Origin of the sequence: Providencia sp. PROV024 (assembly GCF_032709665.1) — a bacterium.
GTDB classification, from domain to species: Bacteria; Pseudomonadota; Gammaproteobacteria; order Enterobacterales; family Enterobacteriaceae; genus Providencia; species Providencia huashanensis.
Genome location: NZ_CP120545.1, coordinates 3,368,042 through 3,386,815, shown reverse-complemented (window position 1 = coordinate 3,386,815; position 18,774 = coordinate 3,368,042). Strand labels below are relative to the sequence as shown.

General features: G+C 41.0%; 16 protein-coding genes. 13 read left to right on the top strand and 3 right to left on the bottom strand.

Annotated features, from left to right (window positions below):
* Positions 1 to 5 precede the first annotated feature (5 nt).
* Entirely contained in the window at positions 6 to 554 is a 549-nt protein-coding gene (priC, locus tag P3L56_RS15735; protein ID WP_042848158.1) for a primosomal replication protein PriC, read from the bottom strand.
* Between the two features lie 143 nt (positions 555 to 697).
* Here priC and apt point away from each other — a divergent pair, with 143 nt between their 5' ends.
* From apt to P3L56_RS15690, 9 genes are all read left to right on the top strand, one after another.
* Positions 698 to 1,249 carry an adenine phosphoribosyltransferase gene (gene apt / locus P3L56_RS15730; protein ID WP_042848155.1) on the top strand — a complete coding sequence of 184 codons (552 nt, stop codon included), beginning with the start codon at positions 698 to 700 and terminating at the stop codon, positions 1,247 to 1,249.
* Between the two features lie 111 nt (positions 1,250 to 1,360).
* Positions 1,361 to 3,283, top strand: coding sequence for a DNA polymerase III subunit gamma/tau (gene dnaX / locus P3L56_RS15725; protein ID WP_166685765.1), 1,923 nt, complete (start codon positions 1,361 to 1,363; stop codon positions 3,281 to 3,283).
* 48 nt (positions 3,284 to 3,331) lie between these two features.
* Positions 3,332 to 3,661 carry a YbaB/EbfC family nucleoid-associated protein gene (locus tag P3L56_RS15720; RefSeq protein WP_004260403.1) on the top strand — a complete coding sequence of 110 codons (330 nt, stop codon included), beginning with the start codon at positions 3,332 to 3,334 and terminating at the stop codon, positions 3,659 to 3,661.
* Positions 3,661 to 4,260 (top strand): recombination mediator RecR, encoded by a 600-nt coding sequence (gene recR, locus P3L56_RS15715; protein WP_042848149.1) that lies wholly within the window; start codon positions 3,661 to 3,663, stop codon positions 4,258 to 4,260. Before P3L56_RS15720 ends, recR begins: the two co-directional genes overlap by 1 nt.
* An 805-nt stretch (positions 4,261 to 5,065) precedes the next feature.
* Complete coding sequence (gene htpG / locus P3L56_RS15710; protein ID WP_210831665.1) at positions 5,066 to 6,934, top strand: molecular chaperone HtpG; 1,869 nt, start codon at positions 5,066 to 5,068, stop codon at positions 6,932 to 6,934.
* A gap of 192 nt (positions 6,935 to 7,126) precedes the next feature.
* Positions 7,127 to 7,771: an adenylate kinase gene (adk, locus tag P3L56_RS15705; RefSeq protein WP_004913624.1), complete on the top strand. Its 645-nt coding sequence runs from the start codon at positions 7,127 to 7,129 to the stop codon at positions 7,769 to 7,771.
* Between the two features lie 173 nt (positions 7,772 to 7,944).
* On the top strand, positions 7,945 to 8,910 hold the full coding sequence (hemH, locus tag P3L56_RS15700; RefSeq protein WP_166685766.1) for a ferrochelatase: 966 nt from the start codon (positions 7,945 to 7,947) through the stop codon (positions 8,908 to 8,910).
* Between the two features lie 123 nt (positions 8,911 to 9,033).
* Positions 9,034 to 10,155, top strand: a complete 1,122-nt coding sequence (wzz(fepE), locus tag P3L56_RS15695; RefSeq protein ID WP_225832991.1) for an LPS O-antigen length regulator Wzz(fepE) — start codon at positions 9,034 to 9,036, stop codon at positions 10,153 to 10,155.
* Positions 10,156 to 10,260: 105 nt separating this feature from the next.
* Positions 10,261 to 11,574 carry an inosine/guanosine kinase gene (locus tag P3L56_RS15690; RefSeq protein ID WP_048608064.1) on the top strand — a complete coding sequence of 438 codons (1,314 nt, stop codon included), beginning with the start codon at positions 10,261 to 10,263 and terminating at the stop codon, positions 11,572 to 11,574.
* A gap of 331 nt (positions 11,575 to 11,905) precedes the next feature.
* On the opposite strand, the gene eutH is transcribed toward P3L56_RS15690, so the two are convergent.
* The gene (gene eutH, locus P3L56_RS15685) at positions 11,906 to 13,150 is read right to left on the bottom strand and encodes an ethanolamine utilization protein EutH (RefSeq protein ID WP_272686263.1); all 1,245 of its coding nucleotides are present in this window, start codon (positions 13,148 to 13,150) and stop codon (positions 11,906 to 11,908) included.
* Between the two features lie 20 nt (positions 13,151 to 13,170).
* Positions 13,171 to 14,610, bottom strand: coding sequence for an FGGY family carbohydrate kinase (locus tag P3L56_RS15680; protein ID WP_042848140.1), 1,440 nt, complete (start codon positions 14,608 to 14,610; stop codon positions 13,171 to 13,173).
* Between the two features lie 241 nt (positions 14,611 to 14,851).
* Here P3L56_RS15680 and P3L56_RS15675 point away from each other — a divergent pair, with 241 nt between their 5' ends.
* The 4 genes from P3L56_RS15675 (at position 14,852) to P3L56_RS15660 (ending at position 18,749) form a co-directional block, all read left to right on the top strand.
* Positions 14,852 to 16,252 carry an NAD(P)/FAD-dependent oxidoreductase gene (locus P3L56_RS15675; protein WP_206227457.1) on the top strand — a complete coding sequence of 467 codons (1,401 nt, stop codon included), beginning with the start codon at positions 14,852 to 14,854 and terminating at the stop codon, positions 16,250 to 16,252.
* Positions 16,249 to 17,478 (top strand): NAD(P)/FAD-dependent oxidoreductase, encoded by a 1,230-nt coding sequence (locus P3L56_RS15670; RefSeq protein WP_042848135.1) that lies wholly within the window; start codon positions 16,249 to 16,251, stop codon positions 17,476 to 17,478. Before P3L56_RS15675 ends, P3L56_RS15670 begins: the two co-directional genes overlap by 4 nt.
* Before the next feature lie 35 nt (positions 17,479 to 17,513).
* Positions 17,514 to 18,290, top strand: coding sequence for a DeoR/GlpR family DNA-binding transcription regulator (locus P3L56_RS15665; RefSeq protein ID WP_042848132.1), 777 nt, complete (start codon positions 17,514 to 17,516; stop codon positions 18,288 to 18,290).
* A gap of 108 nt (positions 18,291 to 18,398) precedes the next feature.
* The gene (locus P3L56_RS15660) at positions 18,399 to 18,749 is read left to right on the top strand and encodes a DUF1937 family protein (protein WP_042848131.1); all 351 of its coding nucleotides are present in this window, start codon (positions 18,399 to 18,401) and stop codon (positions 18,747 to 18,749) included.
* Positions 18,750 to 18,774: the final 25 nt, after the last annotated feature.

Here is an 18,774-nt window from a genome sequence, read left to right as displayed (position 1 = left end):
GTTGATTAATCAAAATATTGGTTTTCTTGGTGCTCAATAGCTTTTTCTATCCGTAACAGTGCTTGTCGGCAACGGTATAAACGGCCTGCCAATACGGCAAGTTCTTTTTGGCATTGGTGCTGTAAACGATGATCCGTTAGTTGGCTTAGGTGAAGTTCTTTTTCACTGACCATTGACTGCAAACGGCGTTCGTAGTCTTGATGTTGTGATAAACGTTCATATAAATCAATCTGCTCTTTCTTCTTGGTAAATGTTGATTCTTTCTCTCGCAAGGGTTGTGTCGAAATCTCACGAGAAATTGCCTGTATCTGGTGAACGATTTTTTCTGTGAGGAAATTGACCTGCTCTGCATGGTTTAGCGTGACACTATGGCAAAGCTGTAGATAAAGCGCTTTTAACTCGTTTTGGCAATCACCAAGGCGCGTCGACTTACGATTAAATAATTGCACATCAAAGCGGGAATGCGAAAACTCAAGGTCCTTTATTGGGCTCACTCGCGTCTCTAATTCATCAATCTGCTTTTTTAACGCATCTAAAAGAGCGGGGATTTTCATTTTTTATTCTCATTAAATGTGAAAAATAGCGTAATATTGATATTCAGCAACAAAAGCAACTGCAAATAGTCGGCTTCTTGTTGCATTTTTATGGTACTTTACATAAATTCTACACTTTCGTGTTTACTATATTGGCTTTTATTATGACCGCTAAAGAGCAACAACTGCAATTGATTAAAGAAAGTATCGCATCTATTCAAGATTATCCAATCGAAGGTGTGATTTTTCGTGATATCACGACTTTGTTAAACACCCCAGCAGCATACCAAGCAACCATTGATATGTTAGTTGAGCATTACCAAAATAAAGGGGTTACTAAAATTGTAGGGACTGAAGCACGTGGTTTTCTATTCGGTGCACCTGTCGCATTACGTTTAGGTGTTGGTTTTGTTCCTGTACGTAAAAAAGGGAAACTACCGCGTGAAGTATTAAGTATGACTTATGACCTTGAATACGGTACCGATACCCTTGAAATCCACAAAGACAGCATTACCCCAAATGATAATGTATTGGTTGTTGATGACCTATTAGCAACTGGTGGCACTGTCGAAGCAACAGTTAAAATGATCAAGCAGCTCGGTGCTAATGTGGTTGAAGCCGCATTTATCATTAGCTTACCTGACCTTGGTGGTGTGGAGCGGCTACAAAAAGAAGGCGTATCTTCTTACAGCTTAGTTGAATTCCCTGGGCACTAATCTTTATTTTCCCTCTATTTTTATCACAACCTCGCCGTAAGGGTTGAGGCTGTGGTAGCATGTACTAAGATTATATTTATTCACGTATCATGTTAAATTACTGTGGGAACCATGAGCTATCAGGTACTTGCCCGTAAGTGGCGACCTCAAAAATTTTCAGACGTTGTTGGCCAACAACACGTCTTGACTGCACTTGCTAATGGGCTGGAGCACCAGCGGCTTCATCACGCCTATCTTTTCTCGGGCACACGAGGCGTAGGGAAAACGACGATTGCTCGCCTTTTTGCCAAAGGTCTTAATTGCGAAAAAGGGATCACGGCATCCCCTTGTGGTCAATGTGTCAACTGCTTGGAAATTGAACAGGGCAGGTTTGTCGACCTAATTGAGATTGACGCAGCTTCACGAACTAAAGTGGAAGATACCCGCGAATTACTCGATAACGTCCAATACGCACCAGCACGCGGTCGCTTCAAAGTCTACTTGATTGATGAAGTCCACATGCTGTCACGTCATAGCTTTAATGCCTTGTTGAAAACCCTTGAAGAGCCGCCAGAACACGTAAAATTTCTTTTGGCGACGACTGACCCACAAAAACTTCCCGTGACTATTTTGTCACGTTGCTTGCAGTTCCATCTAAAAGCGTTAGATGTCACTCAAATTAGCGAACAACTTGAATTAATTCTTAATGCTGAAAATATTGAACATGACCTGCGTGCTCGCCAGCTGATAGCGAGAGCCGCTGATGGTAGTTTACGTGATGCATTAAGTTTAACAGACCAAGCCATCGCGATGGGGCAAGGCAAGGTAACTGCTGACATAGTGAGTCAAATGCTTGGCACACTGGATGATGAGCAACCATTAGCTATCATTGAGGCATTAGTCCGTGCTGATAGCATCGCCGTGATGAGCCAAGTGGAGCAAGCGGCTAGCCGAGGTGCGGACTGGGAGAATTTACTGGTTGAAATTTTAACCCAGTTACACCGCATCGCGATGATCCAACTTCTTCCTGCGGAGCAAGAAACAGACCCATCTTCGATAGACGGGCGCTTGCGGCAAGTTGCAAGGGTTATTTCTCCAGCAGATTTACAGCTTTTCTACCAAACCTTGTTGGTAGGAAGAAAAGAATTGCCCTATGCACCTGAGCGGCGTATGGGGGTAGAAATGGCCTTATTGCGAGCACTGGCATTTCACCCTAAAAGTGTAATCGAAGAAATTGAAGCGCCTCCTCGGGTGATCACACAAACGGTAACACAGAGTGCACCTCAAAGGGGAGCGCCGCCACAAACTCGTGCAGAGAATTTGCCAGAAAATAGCCCAACCTTGCAGTTATTAAAAGCTAGGCAGACCCTGCAATCACCCCAAAGCGAGGACCCTGGCCTAAAAAAGGCTAAACCGGCGACGTCTGAAAAGGCTAAGCCGGCGGTATCAGCACTAGAAAGGCTGGCCGCCGTGACCAGCAAACACCAACAAAATGTGGAAAACAAAGCTTCACAAGGGGTGAAAGCTCAGAAACCAAAGCCGTATCAGTGGAAAGCTCAGAACAAAGAAACAATGGCTCAAAAAGATGCCGTTACGACGCCAAGTGAGATCAAAGAAGCGTTAGAATATGAGAAAACCCCTGAATTAGCAGTAAAAATTATTGAAGAAGGGCGGGAGCGAGACCGCTGGTCCGGGACAATAGCAAAATTAAATATTCCTAAGCTGGTTGAACAATTAGCTTTGAATTCATATATAGAAGAATTAAGTGAGTCGCAAATTGTTTTACATTTGCGTTCATCTCAGAAGCACCTCGATAAGCCCCAAGCGCATAAAGCGCTAGAGGAAGCTCTGAGCGAGCAGTATGGTCGTTCTGTTGAACTGAAAATCGTTCATGATGATAATAGTGATGTGAAAACACCACTAGAATGGCGACAGGCGATTTATGAAGAGAAACTGGCGCAAGCTCGTCAGTCAATTATTGCGGATAAGACGATTCAAAAACTTCGCTCTATGTTTGATGCGCAGTTGGATGAAGAAAGTATTCGCCCCGTTTAACGCTACAGTATATTGGTTAATCTGTAGCCTCAGTTGTGAGAGAAAACTATGTTTGGTAAAGGTGGATTGGGTAACCTGATGAAACAGGCCCAGCAAATGCAAGATAAAATGCAAAAAGTTCAGGAAGAAATCGCTCAACTTGAAGCTACAGGCGAGTCTGGTGCTGGCTTAGTGAAAGTGACAATTAATGGTTCGCATAATTGCCGCCGTGTTGAGATCGACCCTAGCTTGTTAGAAGATGACAAAGAAATGTTAGAAGACTTGATTGCAGCGGCATTTAACGATGCGGCTCGACGCATTGAAGAGACACAAAAAGAGAAAATGGCGAGCGTTTCTAGTGGTATGCAATTACCACCAGGCTTTAAGATGCCATTCTAATGCAAACAAGTCCGCTTCTTGAATCATTAATGGAAGCGTTGCGCTGTCTTCCCGGCGTTGGGCCAAAGTCAGCGCAGCGTATGGCTTTCCATCTTCTACAGCGTGACCGGAGCGGTGGGATGCGTTTAGCGCAATCTCTCACAAGTGCAATGTCTGAAATTGGTCATTGCCGTGATTGCAGAACGTTTACCGAGCAAGAGGTTTGTAATATTTGTGCGAATCCGCGTCGTCAGCAAAATGGTTTAGTTTGTGTTGTCGAAAGCCCAGCAGATATCTATGCCATTGAACAAACTGGGCAATTTTCAGGGCGCTATTTTGTTCTTATGGGGCATTTATCGCCATTGGACGGTATTGGTCCGATAGATATTGGCCTTGATAGGTTAGAAGAACGCTTAGCGGTAGAGACGATCACAGAAGTGATTTTAGCGACAAACCCGACGGTAGAAGGTGAAGCAACAGCAAACTATATTGGGGAAATGTGCGCACAATATGGGGTGGCAGCGAGCCGAATTGCTCATGGGGTGCCTGTGGGTGGGGAATTAGAGTTAGTCGATAGTACGACGCTGTCTCATTCGCTCTCCGGCCGCTCTCGATTGTAATATCCTCGTCATATTTCAAGCTGTAGGGGTGTTGGCTACACTCGGCGACTCGGGTCACATACTGATGTATGCTCCCCGAGATCTCCTCATTTGCCGCCTACCTACAACTTGAACTATTTAGAGGATAGTATTGATTTCGTTTTTCTAAAATCACCCTACAGAATTCAGTTACTAATTTGAGTCGTGGGGGCTACACTCGGCGACTCGGGTCACATACTGATGTATGCTCCCCGAGATCTCCTCATTTGCCGCCTACCTACAACTTGAACTATTTAGAGGGTAGTATTGATTTCGTTTTTCTAAAATCACCCTACAGAATTCAGTTACTAATTTGAGTCGTGGGGGCTGCACTCGGCGACTCGGGTCACATACTGATGTATGCTCCCCGAGATCTCCTCATTTGCCGCCTACCTACAACTTGAACTATTTAGAGGGTAGTATTGATTTCGTTTTTTTAAAATCACCCTACAGAATTCAGTTACTAATTTGAGTCGTGGGGGCTACACTCGGTGACTTGGGTCACATACTGGTGTATGCTCCTGGGGATTAACGTATTTGATGCCTAGCTACAGCACAAATTATTTAGAGTATATGATTGGAGATGAGTAGAATTATTTCTTTCATTAACTATCTTTAAAATGATTGCGGTTGTTATTATTTCCTTTCTAATCATTGGTTTTGGTTTTTTCTTCAGTAAATTTTTTTGTCTTTATCGCTTGAATTTTTGTTTTTCGCCCCCAACTAATCTGCATCGATAAGTCAAACCTATCCAATTAGATTGATGAAATAGAGGCGATTAATGAGTATGAAAGGACAGGAAACGCGTGGTTTCCAATCAGAAGTTAAGCAACTCCTCCAATTAATGATCCACTCTCTTTATTCGAATAAAGAGATTTTCTTACGCGAATTGATCTCCAACGCATCAGATGCGGCGGATAAACTGCGTTTTCGTGCGTTATCTAAACCAGAACTGTATGAGAATGATGGTGAATTGCGTGTACGTATTAGCGCAGATAAAGACCAAGGTACATTAACGATTAGTGATAACGGTATTGGTATGAGCCGTGAAGAAGTTATTGATAACTTGGGGACTATCGCAAAATCAGGTACGAAAGCATTTTTAGAATCTCTAGGTACTGATCAGGCAAAAGATAGCCAAATGATTGGTCAATTTGGTGTTGGTTTCTATTCAGCTTTTATTGTCGCAGATAAAGTCACAGTACGTAGCCGTGCAGCAGGAGCCCCTGCGGATGAAGGTGTTTTTTGGGAATCTGCGGGTGAAGGTGAGTATACTATTACCGATATTGAAAAAGCGGAACGCGGTACAGAAATTACGTTGCATTTACGTGACGATGAAAAAGAATTCCTTGATAACTGGCGTCTACGCTCAGTAATTAGTAAATATTCAGACCATATTGCCCTACCTGTTGAAATTGAAGATAAAAATGAAGAAGACGGTACGGTAACGTGGGAAAAGATTAACCAAGCTAAAGCACTATGGACACGTAGTAAGTCTGATATCTCTGATGAAGAGTATGTTGAATTCTATAAACATATTTCCCACGACTATGCTGACCCTTTGACTTGGACGCACAACCGTGTTGAAGGTAAACAAGAGTATACCAGTTTACTGTATGTTCCTTCTCAAGCACCATTCGACTTATGGAATCGTGACCAACAGCATGGCCTGAAATTATACGTTCAACGCGTATTTATTATGGATGACGCTGAACAGTTTATGCCAAATTACCTACGGTTTATTCGTGGTGTATTAGATTCCAATGATTTGCCATTGAACGTTTCTCGTGAAATATTGCAAGATAGCGCATTAACACGCAGTTTACGTAGTGCATTGACTAAACGTGTTCTACAAATGCTTGAAAAATTGGCGAAAACAGATGCGGAAAAATATCAAACTTTCTGGCAACAATTTGGTTTAGTGATGAAAGAGGGCCCTGCGGAAGATATGGCAAATGGTGAAACCATTGCTAAACTTCTGCGTTTCGCGACCACTCAAACAGATAGCAGCGTGCAAAATGTTTCTTTAGAAGACTACGTTAGCCGTATGGTGGAAGGGCAGGATAAAATTTACTATATCACCGCAGATAGCTATGCGGCGGCAAAAGGTAGCCCACACCTCGAATTATTCCGTAAAAAAGGTATTGAGGTATTGTTGTTATCCGACCGTATTGACGAATGGATGATGAACTATTTGTCTGAGTTTGATGGCAAACAATTCCAATCAGTCAGTAAAGCTGATGAGTCATTAGATAAACTTGCGGATGAAAACAAAGCTGAACAAGAAGAAGCGGATAAACAATTAGCACCATTTGTTGAGCGTGTAAAATCATTCTTGGGTGAAAGGGTTAAAGACGTCAAACTGACGCATCGTTTAACCGATACTCCAGCGATTGTCACCACAAATGCTGATGAAATGAGCACTCAGATGGCGAAATTATTCGCTGCGGCTGGTCAAGCTGCGCCAGAAGTGAAATACAACTTCGAATTAAACCCAGCACACCCATTGGTGAAAAAAGCGTCTGAAGTGTCAGATGAGTCTGTATTTGCTGATTGGGTTGATGTGTTATTGGATCAAGCATTATTGGCCGAGCGTGGTACATTGGAAGATCCAAATTTATTTATACGGAAAATCAACGAATTGCTTTTAAAATAAGTTAATTTTGTACTTTCGTTTTTGAACATAAACCACGCTTTTGCTTGTGCTTTAGCGTGGTTTTTTTCTTTTGCGAAAAAAGATAAATGCGAAAACGTTTACGTGTGTTCTTGAGTAAAGCGCCATGCTAATGGTATGGTAGCTTGTTTTCTTTTCAAATTATAAAAATCTAAATAGCAAGGGGTTTACGCAATGCGTATCATTCTGCTTGGCGCTCCAGGCGCTGGTAAGGGCACTCAAGCTCAATTTATTATGGAAAAGTTTGGGATCCCTCAAATTTCAACAGGTGACATGCTACGTGCAGCTGTTAAGTCAGGGAGCGAACTTGGTTTGCAAGCTAAAGAATTAATGGATAACGGTAAATTAGTGACTGACGAATTGGTTATCGCATTAGTTAAAGAGCGTATCAAACAAGATGATTGCCGTAATGGGTTCTTGTTAGATGGGTTCCCTCGCACAATCCCGCAAGCGGATGCCATGAAAGAAGCGGGTATTACCGTTGATAACGTCCTTGAATTTGATGTACCAGACGAAATCATCGTTGAGCGCATCATTGGCCGTCGTGTACATGCACCATCTGGTCGTGTTTACCACATCAACTTTAATCCACCGAAAGTGGAAGGTAAAGACGATGTAACCGGTGAAGAATTAACGATACGTAAAGATGACCAAGAAGATACCGTACGTAAACGTTTAGTTGAGTACCATGCATTAACGGCTCCTTTAATTGCTTATTATCAAAATGAAGCAAAACAAGGTAATACGAAGTACTTCAAATTGGATGGTACACGTAAAGTTTCTGAAGTTAGTGAAGAATTAGCAAAAATTTTAGGTTAATATTGGCACTCCTTATGCTTCTTGTTACTGTATAACAGTAACTTGTGTTATTAAGGGTGTAAACCAAGTATAAGGCAGCGAGATCGCTGCCTTTATTGTTATACCACTTGGTGATAAAAATAGTTATTTAACTATGTTAATGTTGGGAATGATTATCAATTAGGAGTTGTTTCATGTCAGAAAAAAAATACGGCATTTTATTGGCTAACCTAGGAACACCTGATGCCCCAACAACCTCAGCAGTTAGACGCTATTTAGCAGAATTTCTTAGTGATACTCGCGTTATTGATGTACCTCGTCTAATTTGGAAACCTATTCTATATGGTGCAATTTTGCCTATTCGGTCGTCGAAAGTCGCGAAATTATATCAATCTATTTGGTTAGAAGACGGCTCCCCATTATTGGTTTACTCTTTACGCCAAAAGCAAAAATTAGCCGCTTTGTTGCCTAATATTCCAGTAGATATAGGGATGAGCTACGGTTCACCATCAATTAAAACTGCGATTGATAACCTGATGGAGCAAGGGGTTACTGATTTAGTGGTCTTACCTTTATATCCACAATATTCATGTACCACAACTGCTGCGGTTTATGATGCAGTTACAAGGGCATTTCAAGGTCGACGTACTATTCCGTCAGTTCAATTTATTCGGAGTTATGCCACTCATCCTGCGTACATTAAAGCACTGGTAACTTCTATTGAAGCTAGTTTTGCCAAGCACGGTGAACCAGATAGGCTGGTATTGTCTTTCCACGGCATTCCTAAGCGTTATTGTGATACAGGTGATATCTATCAGCAAGAATGTGAAAAAACCGCTCAGGCATTGCGTGAAGCCTTAAATTATCCAAGTGATAACGTGTTACTCACTTACCAGTCACGTTTTGGACGAGAGCCTTGGCTCATGCCCTACATGGATAAAACAATGCATGAATTACCCAGCCAAGGTGTAAAATCAGTTCAGGTTATTTGTCCTGGGTTTTCAGTTGATTGTTTGGAAACATTAGAAGAGATAAGCGAACAAAATAAAGAGTTCTTTATTAGCAGTGGTGGTCATAAATATAATTACATATCGGCTTTAAATGATAATCAAGATAGTATTAGCATGATTAATTTAATAATTGAAGATGTATTAAAGTAGTCAATGCATACAATTAATACAAAAAAGTTAGCTTATCGATATATCAAAAATTCGATTATAGACTATAATAACTTATCTGAAATTAAAAACGATTAAACAAATTTTATGTCTTTTGGAATTAATATGAGCAATGAGCAACCGCCACGAGGCAATAATATAGAGCAGAAATCAAATACTGCTCCTCAGTTTCATTTACAGCAGAATGATGAAATTGACCTCATGGCATTATTTTCGATTTTATTAAAGCATAAGCTCTTAATTATTATTTTTACTGCTTTCTGTATTGTGTTGAGCGCGGGGATTGTCAGCTTTTTACCCCAAAAATGGAGTAGTACAGCAATTGTTATTCCTCCTACATCTGAAAACATCCAAGAAGTAAACAAATTAAAAGCGCAATTAGACGCACTAGAAATCCCTATTGATTTAAGTGCTCAGCGCATTTTTAGCGTGTTTGTTGATCAGTTTCGTTCAAAAGTTAACCAGAGCGAATATGTAAAAAGTACACGGTATTTTCAGCAGTTAGCGCAAAATATCGAACCGAAAGATGATGTTGCTAGTCAACAACGGTTAGTGAATCAAATCATTACCAACGATATCCAAATTCAAGACCAATCGAAAGAAAAAAACAGTACCTCCAATGACATTGTTTTAAAGTTTACGGCGTCTTTACCTATCGAAGCACAAGACTTACTTGAGGGGTATATTCGCTATAGTGCATCAAAAGTGAGGCAGCAAATTAAAGTTGAGATAGATAACACTGTTTCTCAGCGGTTGATCTTTGCTAGCGAATCACTGAAACGCGAAGTCAGTAAAATCCAAACGGAATATGATGTTAAAGTTGAACGCTTAAAGCGAGCTGTTGACATCGCGAAAGCTGCTGGGATAGAAAAACCGATTGCGAGTGATTCTGTAACGATCAACGATGACCCTGACTACCCAATTGCGCTTGGTACAGAAGCCTTAGAAAAGAAATTACTGATTGAGACACAAAACCGTGATTTAGCTTTAATGAGCGAAACCTTGCAGAACCGTCAAATTTATATTGATGAACTTAATGCGTTAACGAGCAAGGAGTTAGACTTTGCACCCGTGATGTTTATTTTGACACCGGATTTCCCACTACAAAAAGATTCCCCTAAATCATCGCTTATTGTGGCATTGAGCGCAGTTCTCGGCTTTATATTGAGCTGTTCATTTGTATTGAGTCGCCAGTTATATCGTGATTATAAACAGCAAAATGTGTAATTATTCAGCTAGATGATAGTAATCAAGCCAGCACTTTCTTTTGAGGTGCTGGCTTAGCTTTATCGTGTTAGAATAGGGAGATGTTCCATTTTTAATCTCCTAATTATGAAATTCCCCGGTCAGCGTAAGTCAAAACATTACTTCCCTGTTAGTCTCAGAGATCCGCTTTTACAGCCCCTAAAAGAAACGTTGGCTGATGAAGAAAACTGTAAATCCTATATTGTTGGTATCGACCAAACTTTGGTCGACATCGAAGCAAAAGTGGATGATGAGTTTATTCAACGCTATCAATTAAGCAAAGGGCACTCACTGGTTATAGAAGATGCTATTGCTGAGGCGTTATATAAAGAATTAACAGATAACGCATTGATTACACATGAATTTGCGGGTGGTACGATTGGTAATACATTGCATAATTATTCTGTCTTAGCGGATGATCGCTCTGTCCTGTTAGGCACAATGTGTAACAATATCCAAATTGGCAGTTATGCTTATCGTTATTTATGTCATACCTCTAGCCGTATGGATTTAAATTTCTTGCAAGGTGTTGATGGCCCTATTGGGCGTTGTTTCACGCTAATTACTGAAAATGGTGAGCGGACGTTTGCTATTAGCCCTGGCCATATGAACCGCTTACAGCCTAGTAGTATCCCTGAAGATATTATTGCAGGGGCTTCTGCATTAGTATTAACGGCCTATTTAGTACGTTGTAAGCCAGGTGAGACCATGCCTGAAGCGACGATGCAAGCCATTACATATGCGAAAAAACATAATGTGCCAGTGGTATTAACTTTGGGGACTAAATTCGTTATTGCTCAGGACCCACAGTTTTGGCGTGATTTTCTCGCCGAACATATTTCAGTAGTCGCGATGAACGAAGATGAAGCACAAGAACTAACCGGTTTAAGTGACCCTCTATTAGCCTCGAATATGGCTTTAGATTGGGTTGATTTAGTGCTTTGTACCGCTGGGCCGTCAGGGTTGTATATGGCTGGGTACACAGAAGAAAGCTATAAACGTACAACACAGCACCCATTGTTACCAGGGGCGATTGCAGAGTTTAATTTGTATGAGTTTAGTCGTGCAATGCGCCAGCAAGATTGCCAAGTACCATTACGGATTTTTTCTCATATTGAACCTTATATGGGGGGGCCGGAAAAAATAATGAATACGAATGGTGCAGGAGACGGCGCATTATCTGCATTACTCCATGATATCACAGCAAATTCTTATCATCGTTCAAACGTCCCAAACTCCAGTAAACATGAACGCCAATACTTAACATATTCATCTTTAGCTCAAGTGTGTAAGTATGCTAATCGTGTTAGTTATCAAGTGTTAACACAGCATTCACCACGGTTAACTCGCGGGTTACCTGAAAAAGAAGATAGTTTGGAAGAATCCTACTGGGACCGCTAAGTTAAAAATGATATTCAATATTTATATTATTGAAGTATGTTAAGTTAATTGACCCTAATATAAATATTGGGGTTTTTTATATCAATATATAATATCTATATATTAATTGATTAATATATTAATTAATTAGTAACAAATTATGAGATAAATTGTGAATAATGATGACAAGAAATAAATCATGGGGCATTAACTAAATGTAGTTAATGGATGAATTTTGGCATTTAAAAGCGACGAATAAATAAAAGCTGCATCCTACTTTATGGGTATAGACATTTCAAATGCAGCTAATCTCTAATAATAATTATATAAACATAACTAATGTGAATTATTTTTATTTAGTGGTAGCAAGTTGGTGCTCTACCTCCACCTTTTCAGATTCTTTTGCATCTTCCTCTTCATAGCGCATAGCTTGAGGGACTGATATTTTGATTGCAATAAATACGGCTAAGGCCCCACCGACCAATTTACCAAGTAAAATGGGGAGAACAAGCGTGGGTTGGAAATTTGCGGTAAAGGCTAAGTGATCACCAATGGTAGCCTGTGCACAAACACCGAATGCAACACATAATACTTTATCTCTTGCACGCATATCTTTGAATAAGTGATAAGTTGCAATGATGTTTGCCATTACCATAATAAAACTTAACGAACCGGTATCACTCAATTTTAAACGGTTACTTAATGCGCGAACTAATGGTTTACAGTAACGTTGGAACAGGTAACAAATTGGGAATGTCCCTGCCAGCATGATACCAATATAACCTGCAATTTCGATTGCACGGAATAGCTCATTTTGATCTGCAAACAGTGGGTCAAAGCCCCATGCACCGAAGACTTTACTAAATACGCCAGTAAAATGCTCAACAATAGAGAATGCTAAGACTAATTTCACAAATGCATCCATAATCTTACCGAAAATTAAAAAACCGGTAACCATTAGCATTGGGCGATATTTTAACCCAGCAGCGAGTAAGAAACAGAATACAAACAGTGGCATCAAGTATTGCAACATCGTGAAGAAGTCTAAGGTTAATTGATGCGCTGCGGGTGAGTTAGTCGAAATAATGTCTCTAACTGGAATATTATTGAATGTAATTAACAACAGGGATGCCAGTACGCCAAAGGGGATCGAGATCAGACCTGCCATCGCACCCAGTGCTAGATATTTATGATCTTTACGATTTAACATGGTTAAACCAACAGGGATCAAATAAACAATGGTGGCACCAGAGGTATAGCCGATCAACATGGCCGTGATCCACATATCGCGGTTTGTTGTGAGTGCATCAGCTAATTGATAGCCACCCATATCGACTGCAATAATTGACAATGCAGCAATTGAAACATCTGACCCTACAGATGAAAAAACAGGGCCAAGCACATAGGATATTAACTGTGATAGTAACGGTACGGCTGCCATAATCCCTGCTTGTGCAAGGAAAACGGGACCAATAGAGAATATACCATTAACAAACTCTTTTCCGAGGTCACTTGTTGGTCTAACAATAGATGCGACTGCGCCTATAATCGCACCGCACATGATTAAATAGATAATGTAATTTCCGAATTCAGCCATGGTAGGGTCCTTTTATTATTTTAGTGTCTTAATTGGCGAGAACGGGCAATGATGTCGCGATACTGTTCCATCACGCCTTGCATGTTGGTTCCATCTGGGCGTGTTATGGTTGCATTGCGTCTAACTGCCATTTCGTGAGTGATACCTAGGCCTTTACGAGCCAATAAGGCTGCGCCTAATGCTGTTACTTCACGGTTTGCTGGTGCTTCAATATTTTTTTGTAATAAATTGGCTAAAAACTGCTTAAAGTATTGATTTGAAGATAACCCTCCATCGACTGAAATTGACTGACCTAAAGGTGAAACTTGCTCCATTGCAAAAATAACTTCCGCTGAACGAGCTGCTATTCCTTCAAGAACGGACTGCATCATATCTTTTTTATCGGTATCTAGAGAAAGCCCCGCCCATAACCCCGCGGCACTCCGATCCCAGTAAGGGCAGCCTAAGCCAGATAATGCAGGTACGAATGCAAGGCCGCGTTTAATTGCTGGTTCAGTTCTAAAATCGGTGAGTTCATCGAATGAGTCGAAAAGGCCAATTTTACGCGCCCAATTAATGGCTGATGCTGCGTTATATACCCCACCATCTAATCCGAAAACGGCAGGTGTACCCGGAAATTTCCAGCACAAGGTTGGTAATAACCCACTTTCGTGAGTTTTAGGAATATCAGCCCCTGTCAGTGCTTGTAAAAAAGCGCCTGTACCGAAAGTAATTTTTGCATCCCCTTTTTCACGGCAGCCATGACCGTATGTGCCGGCAAACTGGTCAACAATGATTGCCGTGACAGGGGTTAAATGCCCATCGAGGTTGATGGCACCAAAATCACCAATATTGTCTTTAATAGGTGGCAAACAATGAATAGGCACACCAAAAATGTCACATAGTTGTTGATCCCACTCTAAAGTGTGAATATTGAGTAGTGAGGTTCGTGATGCGGAATTATAGTCAGTGACAAATACACCACATAAACGGTCGAGGAAAAAAGCATCCATTGTGCCTATCCGTAGCTGGTTTTTATCCGCTAGCGTTTTCGCTCCCACCACATTCTCAATAATCCATCCCATTTTGCTGGCGGAAAAATAAGGGTCTAGTGGCAAACCTGATTTAGATTGCACTAGTGGTTCCAAGCCTGCTTCTTTCAGTCGTGAAATGGTTTTTTCAGTGCGTAAATCTTGCCAAACGATCGCATTGTATAAAGGGCGCTTACTTTGAGCATCCCATGCGACAATGCTTTCACCTTGATGACAAAGACCAATCGCATCAACAACCTCGCAGCTATTTAAGCATTTAATAATATTTGCCAAGATTTCCTCAGGGTCATGTTCTACCCAACCACTGTTCAACGTGATTTGTTTATGAGGAATGCTCATTGGGGAGTGATAATGGCCGCCTTCTTCAAAGACAACGACCCGGGTTCCCGTTGTTCCCTGATCGATAGCCGCATAACGTTGATTGAGCATCGCAATATTCCCAGTGTTGTAAATGTTGTAAATTAGTCTGTTTTTTTGCTTACTATCGTTTAATCGGAAATAAAATCCACAAAAAACTCACAATAAGTTTCACTAATGTGATAAAACTCACAATATTGTAACAATGTGAATAATATTTTTGTTAATGTTGTGGTTTGTGTTGTTTTATTTGTTGTGGTTGTGGGAATTATGTGGTTTTATGTGTGCAAGTTAGAAATTAAGGATCTCAGCCATGGATATTAATAATAAAAAAATTTGGGATGTCATTGTCATCGGCGGTGGTGTCATTGGCTGTGCTGTGACACGTAAATTTACACTAATGGGTGCCAAAACACTGCTGTTAGAGCGTGGTGGAGACATTCTTTCGGGAGCAAGTAAGGCAAATAGTGCACTATTACATACGGGTTTTGACGCCACACCAGGGAGTCTGGAACTTGAATGTATGCAAGATGGGTATCGTGAATTCATTGAAATCAGAGAAAAAATGAATTTACCGTTACTCGAAACCGGAGCATTAGTTGTTGCATGGAATGAAGAGCAATTGAGTAAACTCCCTGCGATTGTTGAGCAAGCACACACTAACAATGTATTAGATGTGGCAATCATCAATAAAGAGGAGTTATATCGCCGAGAACCACATTTGGCTCAGGGCGCGCTGGCTGCGGTTCATGTCCCCGGTGAAGCGGTTATCGACCCTTGGAGTACGCCACTGTCTTATTTAACTCAAGCAGTGAAACATGGTGCTGAATATCGTTTTCATTGTGAAGTAAAAAACGGTTCGCTAAACAATGGGGTGTGGGATTTAACCACATCAAAAGGTGAGTTTTCTGCCCGTTTGGTAATTAATTGTGCTGGTATTAACGGTGATATTGTGGAGTCGATCTGCCACCCATCACCATTCCAAATAAAACCACGCAAAGGGCAGTTTTTGGTTTATGACAAAGCCGCCGCTGCCGATATTAATGCGATCATTTTACCAGTGCCAACCGCAATAACTAAAGGCGTACTATTATCAAAAACTATTTTTGGTAACTTATTATTAGGCCCAACAGCAGAAGAACAGGATGACCGTTGGAAAGCGGAAGTGAAACAAGAAGTGCTAGAGGGTTTAATCTCCCAAGGCTCTCAGATGTTACCTTCATTACATAATTATAGTGTAACGGCAACTTATGCGGGACTGCGCCCTGCAACAGAAGAAAAACATTATCGTATAAATGATTATCCTGAAAAACACTGGATATGCGCAGGCGGGATCCGCTCAACGGGGTTAACCTCTGCTTTAGGTGTTGCTAACTACTTGGCAAAACTATACCAACAACACTTTACGCCATTATTTGAGCTTTCTCCTCCAGAAACGCTAATTTGGCCAACAATGCCAATGATATCCGAATATCACCAACGGGATTATCAGTGTAAAAGTAATGGTGGCATCGTATGTCACTGTGAGCTTGTTACGCAGCGAGAAATTGAAGCTGCGTTTGACTCCGATATTCCGCCTGAATGCTTAGGGGCATTGCGACGTAGAACGCGCGTGATGATGGGGCGTTGTAATGGGTTTTATTGTAGCAGTCAGGTAGCAGAAATAATCAATGGCCGGTTTGACCATACATTAGCAGTGGAGGCAGTAAAATGAGTTTGAATTATGATGTGGTTATCATAGGCTCAGGGCCTGCTGGGGTTGCTGCTGCGTATTCGTTGCGCCGTCGCGGTATTCAACGTGTTGCTATCATTGAACGTGAAGCTGATGCTGGCGGGGTTCCGCGTCATTGTCAGCACCCAACGTTTGGGGTACTTGCCTTTAAGCGCCCAATGAAAGGGAACCAGTTTGCTAAAAAGATTGTAGCTCAACTGGGAGACACTCCTATCTTTACCCGTAGTACGGTGACTCAGCTTCACCCTAATGGGCATTTAACCATTTCTACTCCTGATGGGCTTGTAGAGGCGCAAGCAAAACGTGTTTTAATTGCAACAGGAGTGCGGGAGACACCAAGGCATCCACGCTTGGTATCAGGGTTGCGTCCCCAAGGTATTATCACTGCGGGTGCATTACAGCAATTTGTGTATCTTAATGGTAAAAAACCGTGTCGTAACCCAGTTATTGTGGGGAGCGAACTGGTAAGCTTTTCTGCTTTATGGACACTAAAAAATGCAGGCGTTAAAGCGCAGGCTATGATTGAAAGTGGTGATCGCATTTTGGCCTTTAAGCCAGCCACATTATTTGCCAAAGCAATGGGAACGCCAGTGTTTCTTAATAGCCAAATTACTGAAATTGGTGGATTAGAGCGTGTAGAGTATGTGGTAGTTGAAAGTGCCGGTAAAACTCACAAAATTATGTGTGATTCGGTCATTTTTACTGGGCAATTTGTTGGGGAAAATACATTAATTCGCAAAAGCCACCTTGATTATGATGCGGCGACAGGCAAACCTGTAACGGACCAACGGGGTCGTTGCTCTGATACGAGCTACTATGCTGCTGGTAATATGTTACACCCTGCAGATATGGGTGATCAGTGTTACCAAGAGGGGCTTTGGGTAGGTGAACAGATTGCAGATGACCTACTGGCGAATCATCACCAACAGCAACTAAAAGAGACTCAACGGCTCCCAGTGCATCTGGATGATAAAATTTGCTTTAGTGTGCCTGCTTGCATTGATATTAATGATAATTCAATAAATAAAATTAATTTTAATATTAAAGTCGAGCACGCGGTGAATGGCACTATTAAGGTTATGGCTGGCAGTACATTATTATATGAAAAGCACCATCGAGGTTTGCCAACTAGGCGTATTTTGCTGAAAAATATCGATTTAACAAAAATACAACGAGATGCTACTGAAATTAGTATCGCTGTTGTATAGTGCTAGAAATGTAAATGGTCAAGAAGGGTTAAACTATGTGTGAGGGGCGTTCCTCAAAAGTACGTCATCAAACCATCATTGAGTTACTTTCTACTCAGGGTCAGGTGTATGTACAAGAGCTCGCAAAGCATTTTAATGTCGCGCAAGAAACTATCCGTCGAGATCTGAGTAAGCTCGAAACTCAAAAATTACTTAAGAAAATTCATGGTGGCGCAGTTAATATTCAGTCAAAGTTTGAACGTAATTTTACTGAAAGGGCTCAAGCCGCGGTTGATGAAAAAAAAGCGATTGCAGCGAAAGCGGCTGAATTTATTAAACCGGGTGATACGTTGTTTATCGATTTTGGTACAACAACATTTGAATTTAGCCAGCGAGTAAAGCTAATTGATAACCTAACAATAATTACTAACTCACCGCTATTAGCGAATATATTGCAGGAAAACCCAACAATTGAAACTATTTTAATTGGTGGGCAATTTAATGCAGCGCAAAATGCCTGCTTAGGGGCTATTGCGCTAAAGAATATTGCTGAATTTTTTGCTGATTATGCGGTTATAGGTGCAGGGGCTATTCATTCATTACATGGGGTTATGGATCAACATGTTGATGAGGCTGCTATTGCGCAAAAAATGATGGAAAATAGTGACAAATTAATGGTATTAGCGGACGGCACAAAAGCCAATAAGCATGCCATTAATTTTGTTACAGGTTGGGATAATATTGATTATTTAGTGACAACCAGCAAAGACTTTAAATTACCTGAAAATAAAAAACGACCAAAAACAAAGATTATTATTGCAGAGCTTGAATAAGCTGTAGTTTTAAAAATTAAATTTTAGTTCTCCCTATGGAAAATAATGAATTATTTTTTATAGGGTTACTTTATCCAAAATACGTTATTGCCAACACTAGGAATTATTATGAGCCTTTATTTTATTGCTTGCCCTTACTCAGACCCTGATAGCAATGTTGTGGAAATGCGCTTTCAGGAGTGTACAAAATTTGCCGCTGAACTCGCCCTTCAAGGGATTGCAACTTATAGCCAGATCACAATGACTCATCCAATAAATCAATTTCTTGCAACACAAGGACAAAAAGTGGCTTGGTCTTCCATCGATATGGAATTCTTGAAACGTTGTGATGGGTTAATTGTATTGACGTTACCCGGCTGGGAAAAGAGTGGTGGTGTTGCGGCAGAAATTCAATTTTTTAAAGATAAAGGCTTGCCTGTTTGGACTGGCGACGAGTTTAAGGCACAAATGGAAAAATAATTTCCAGCCATAAAATAAATCGGTC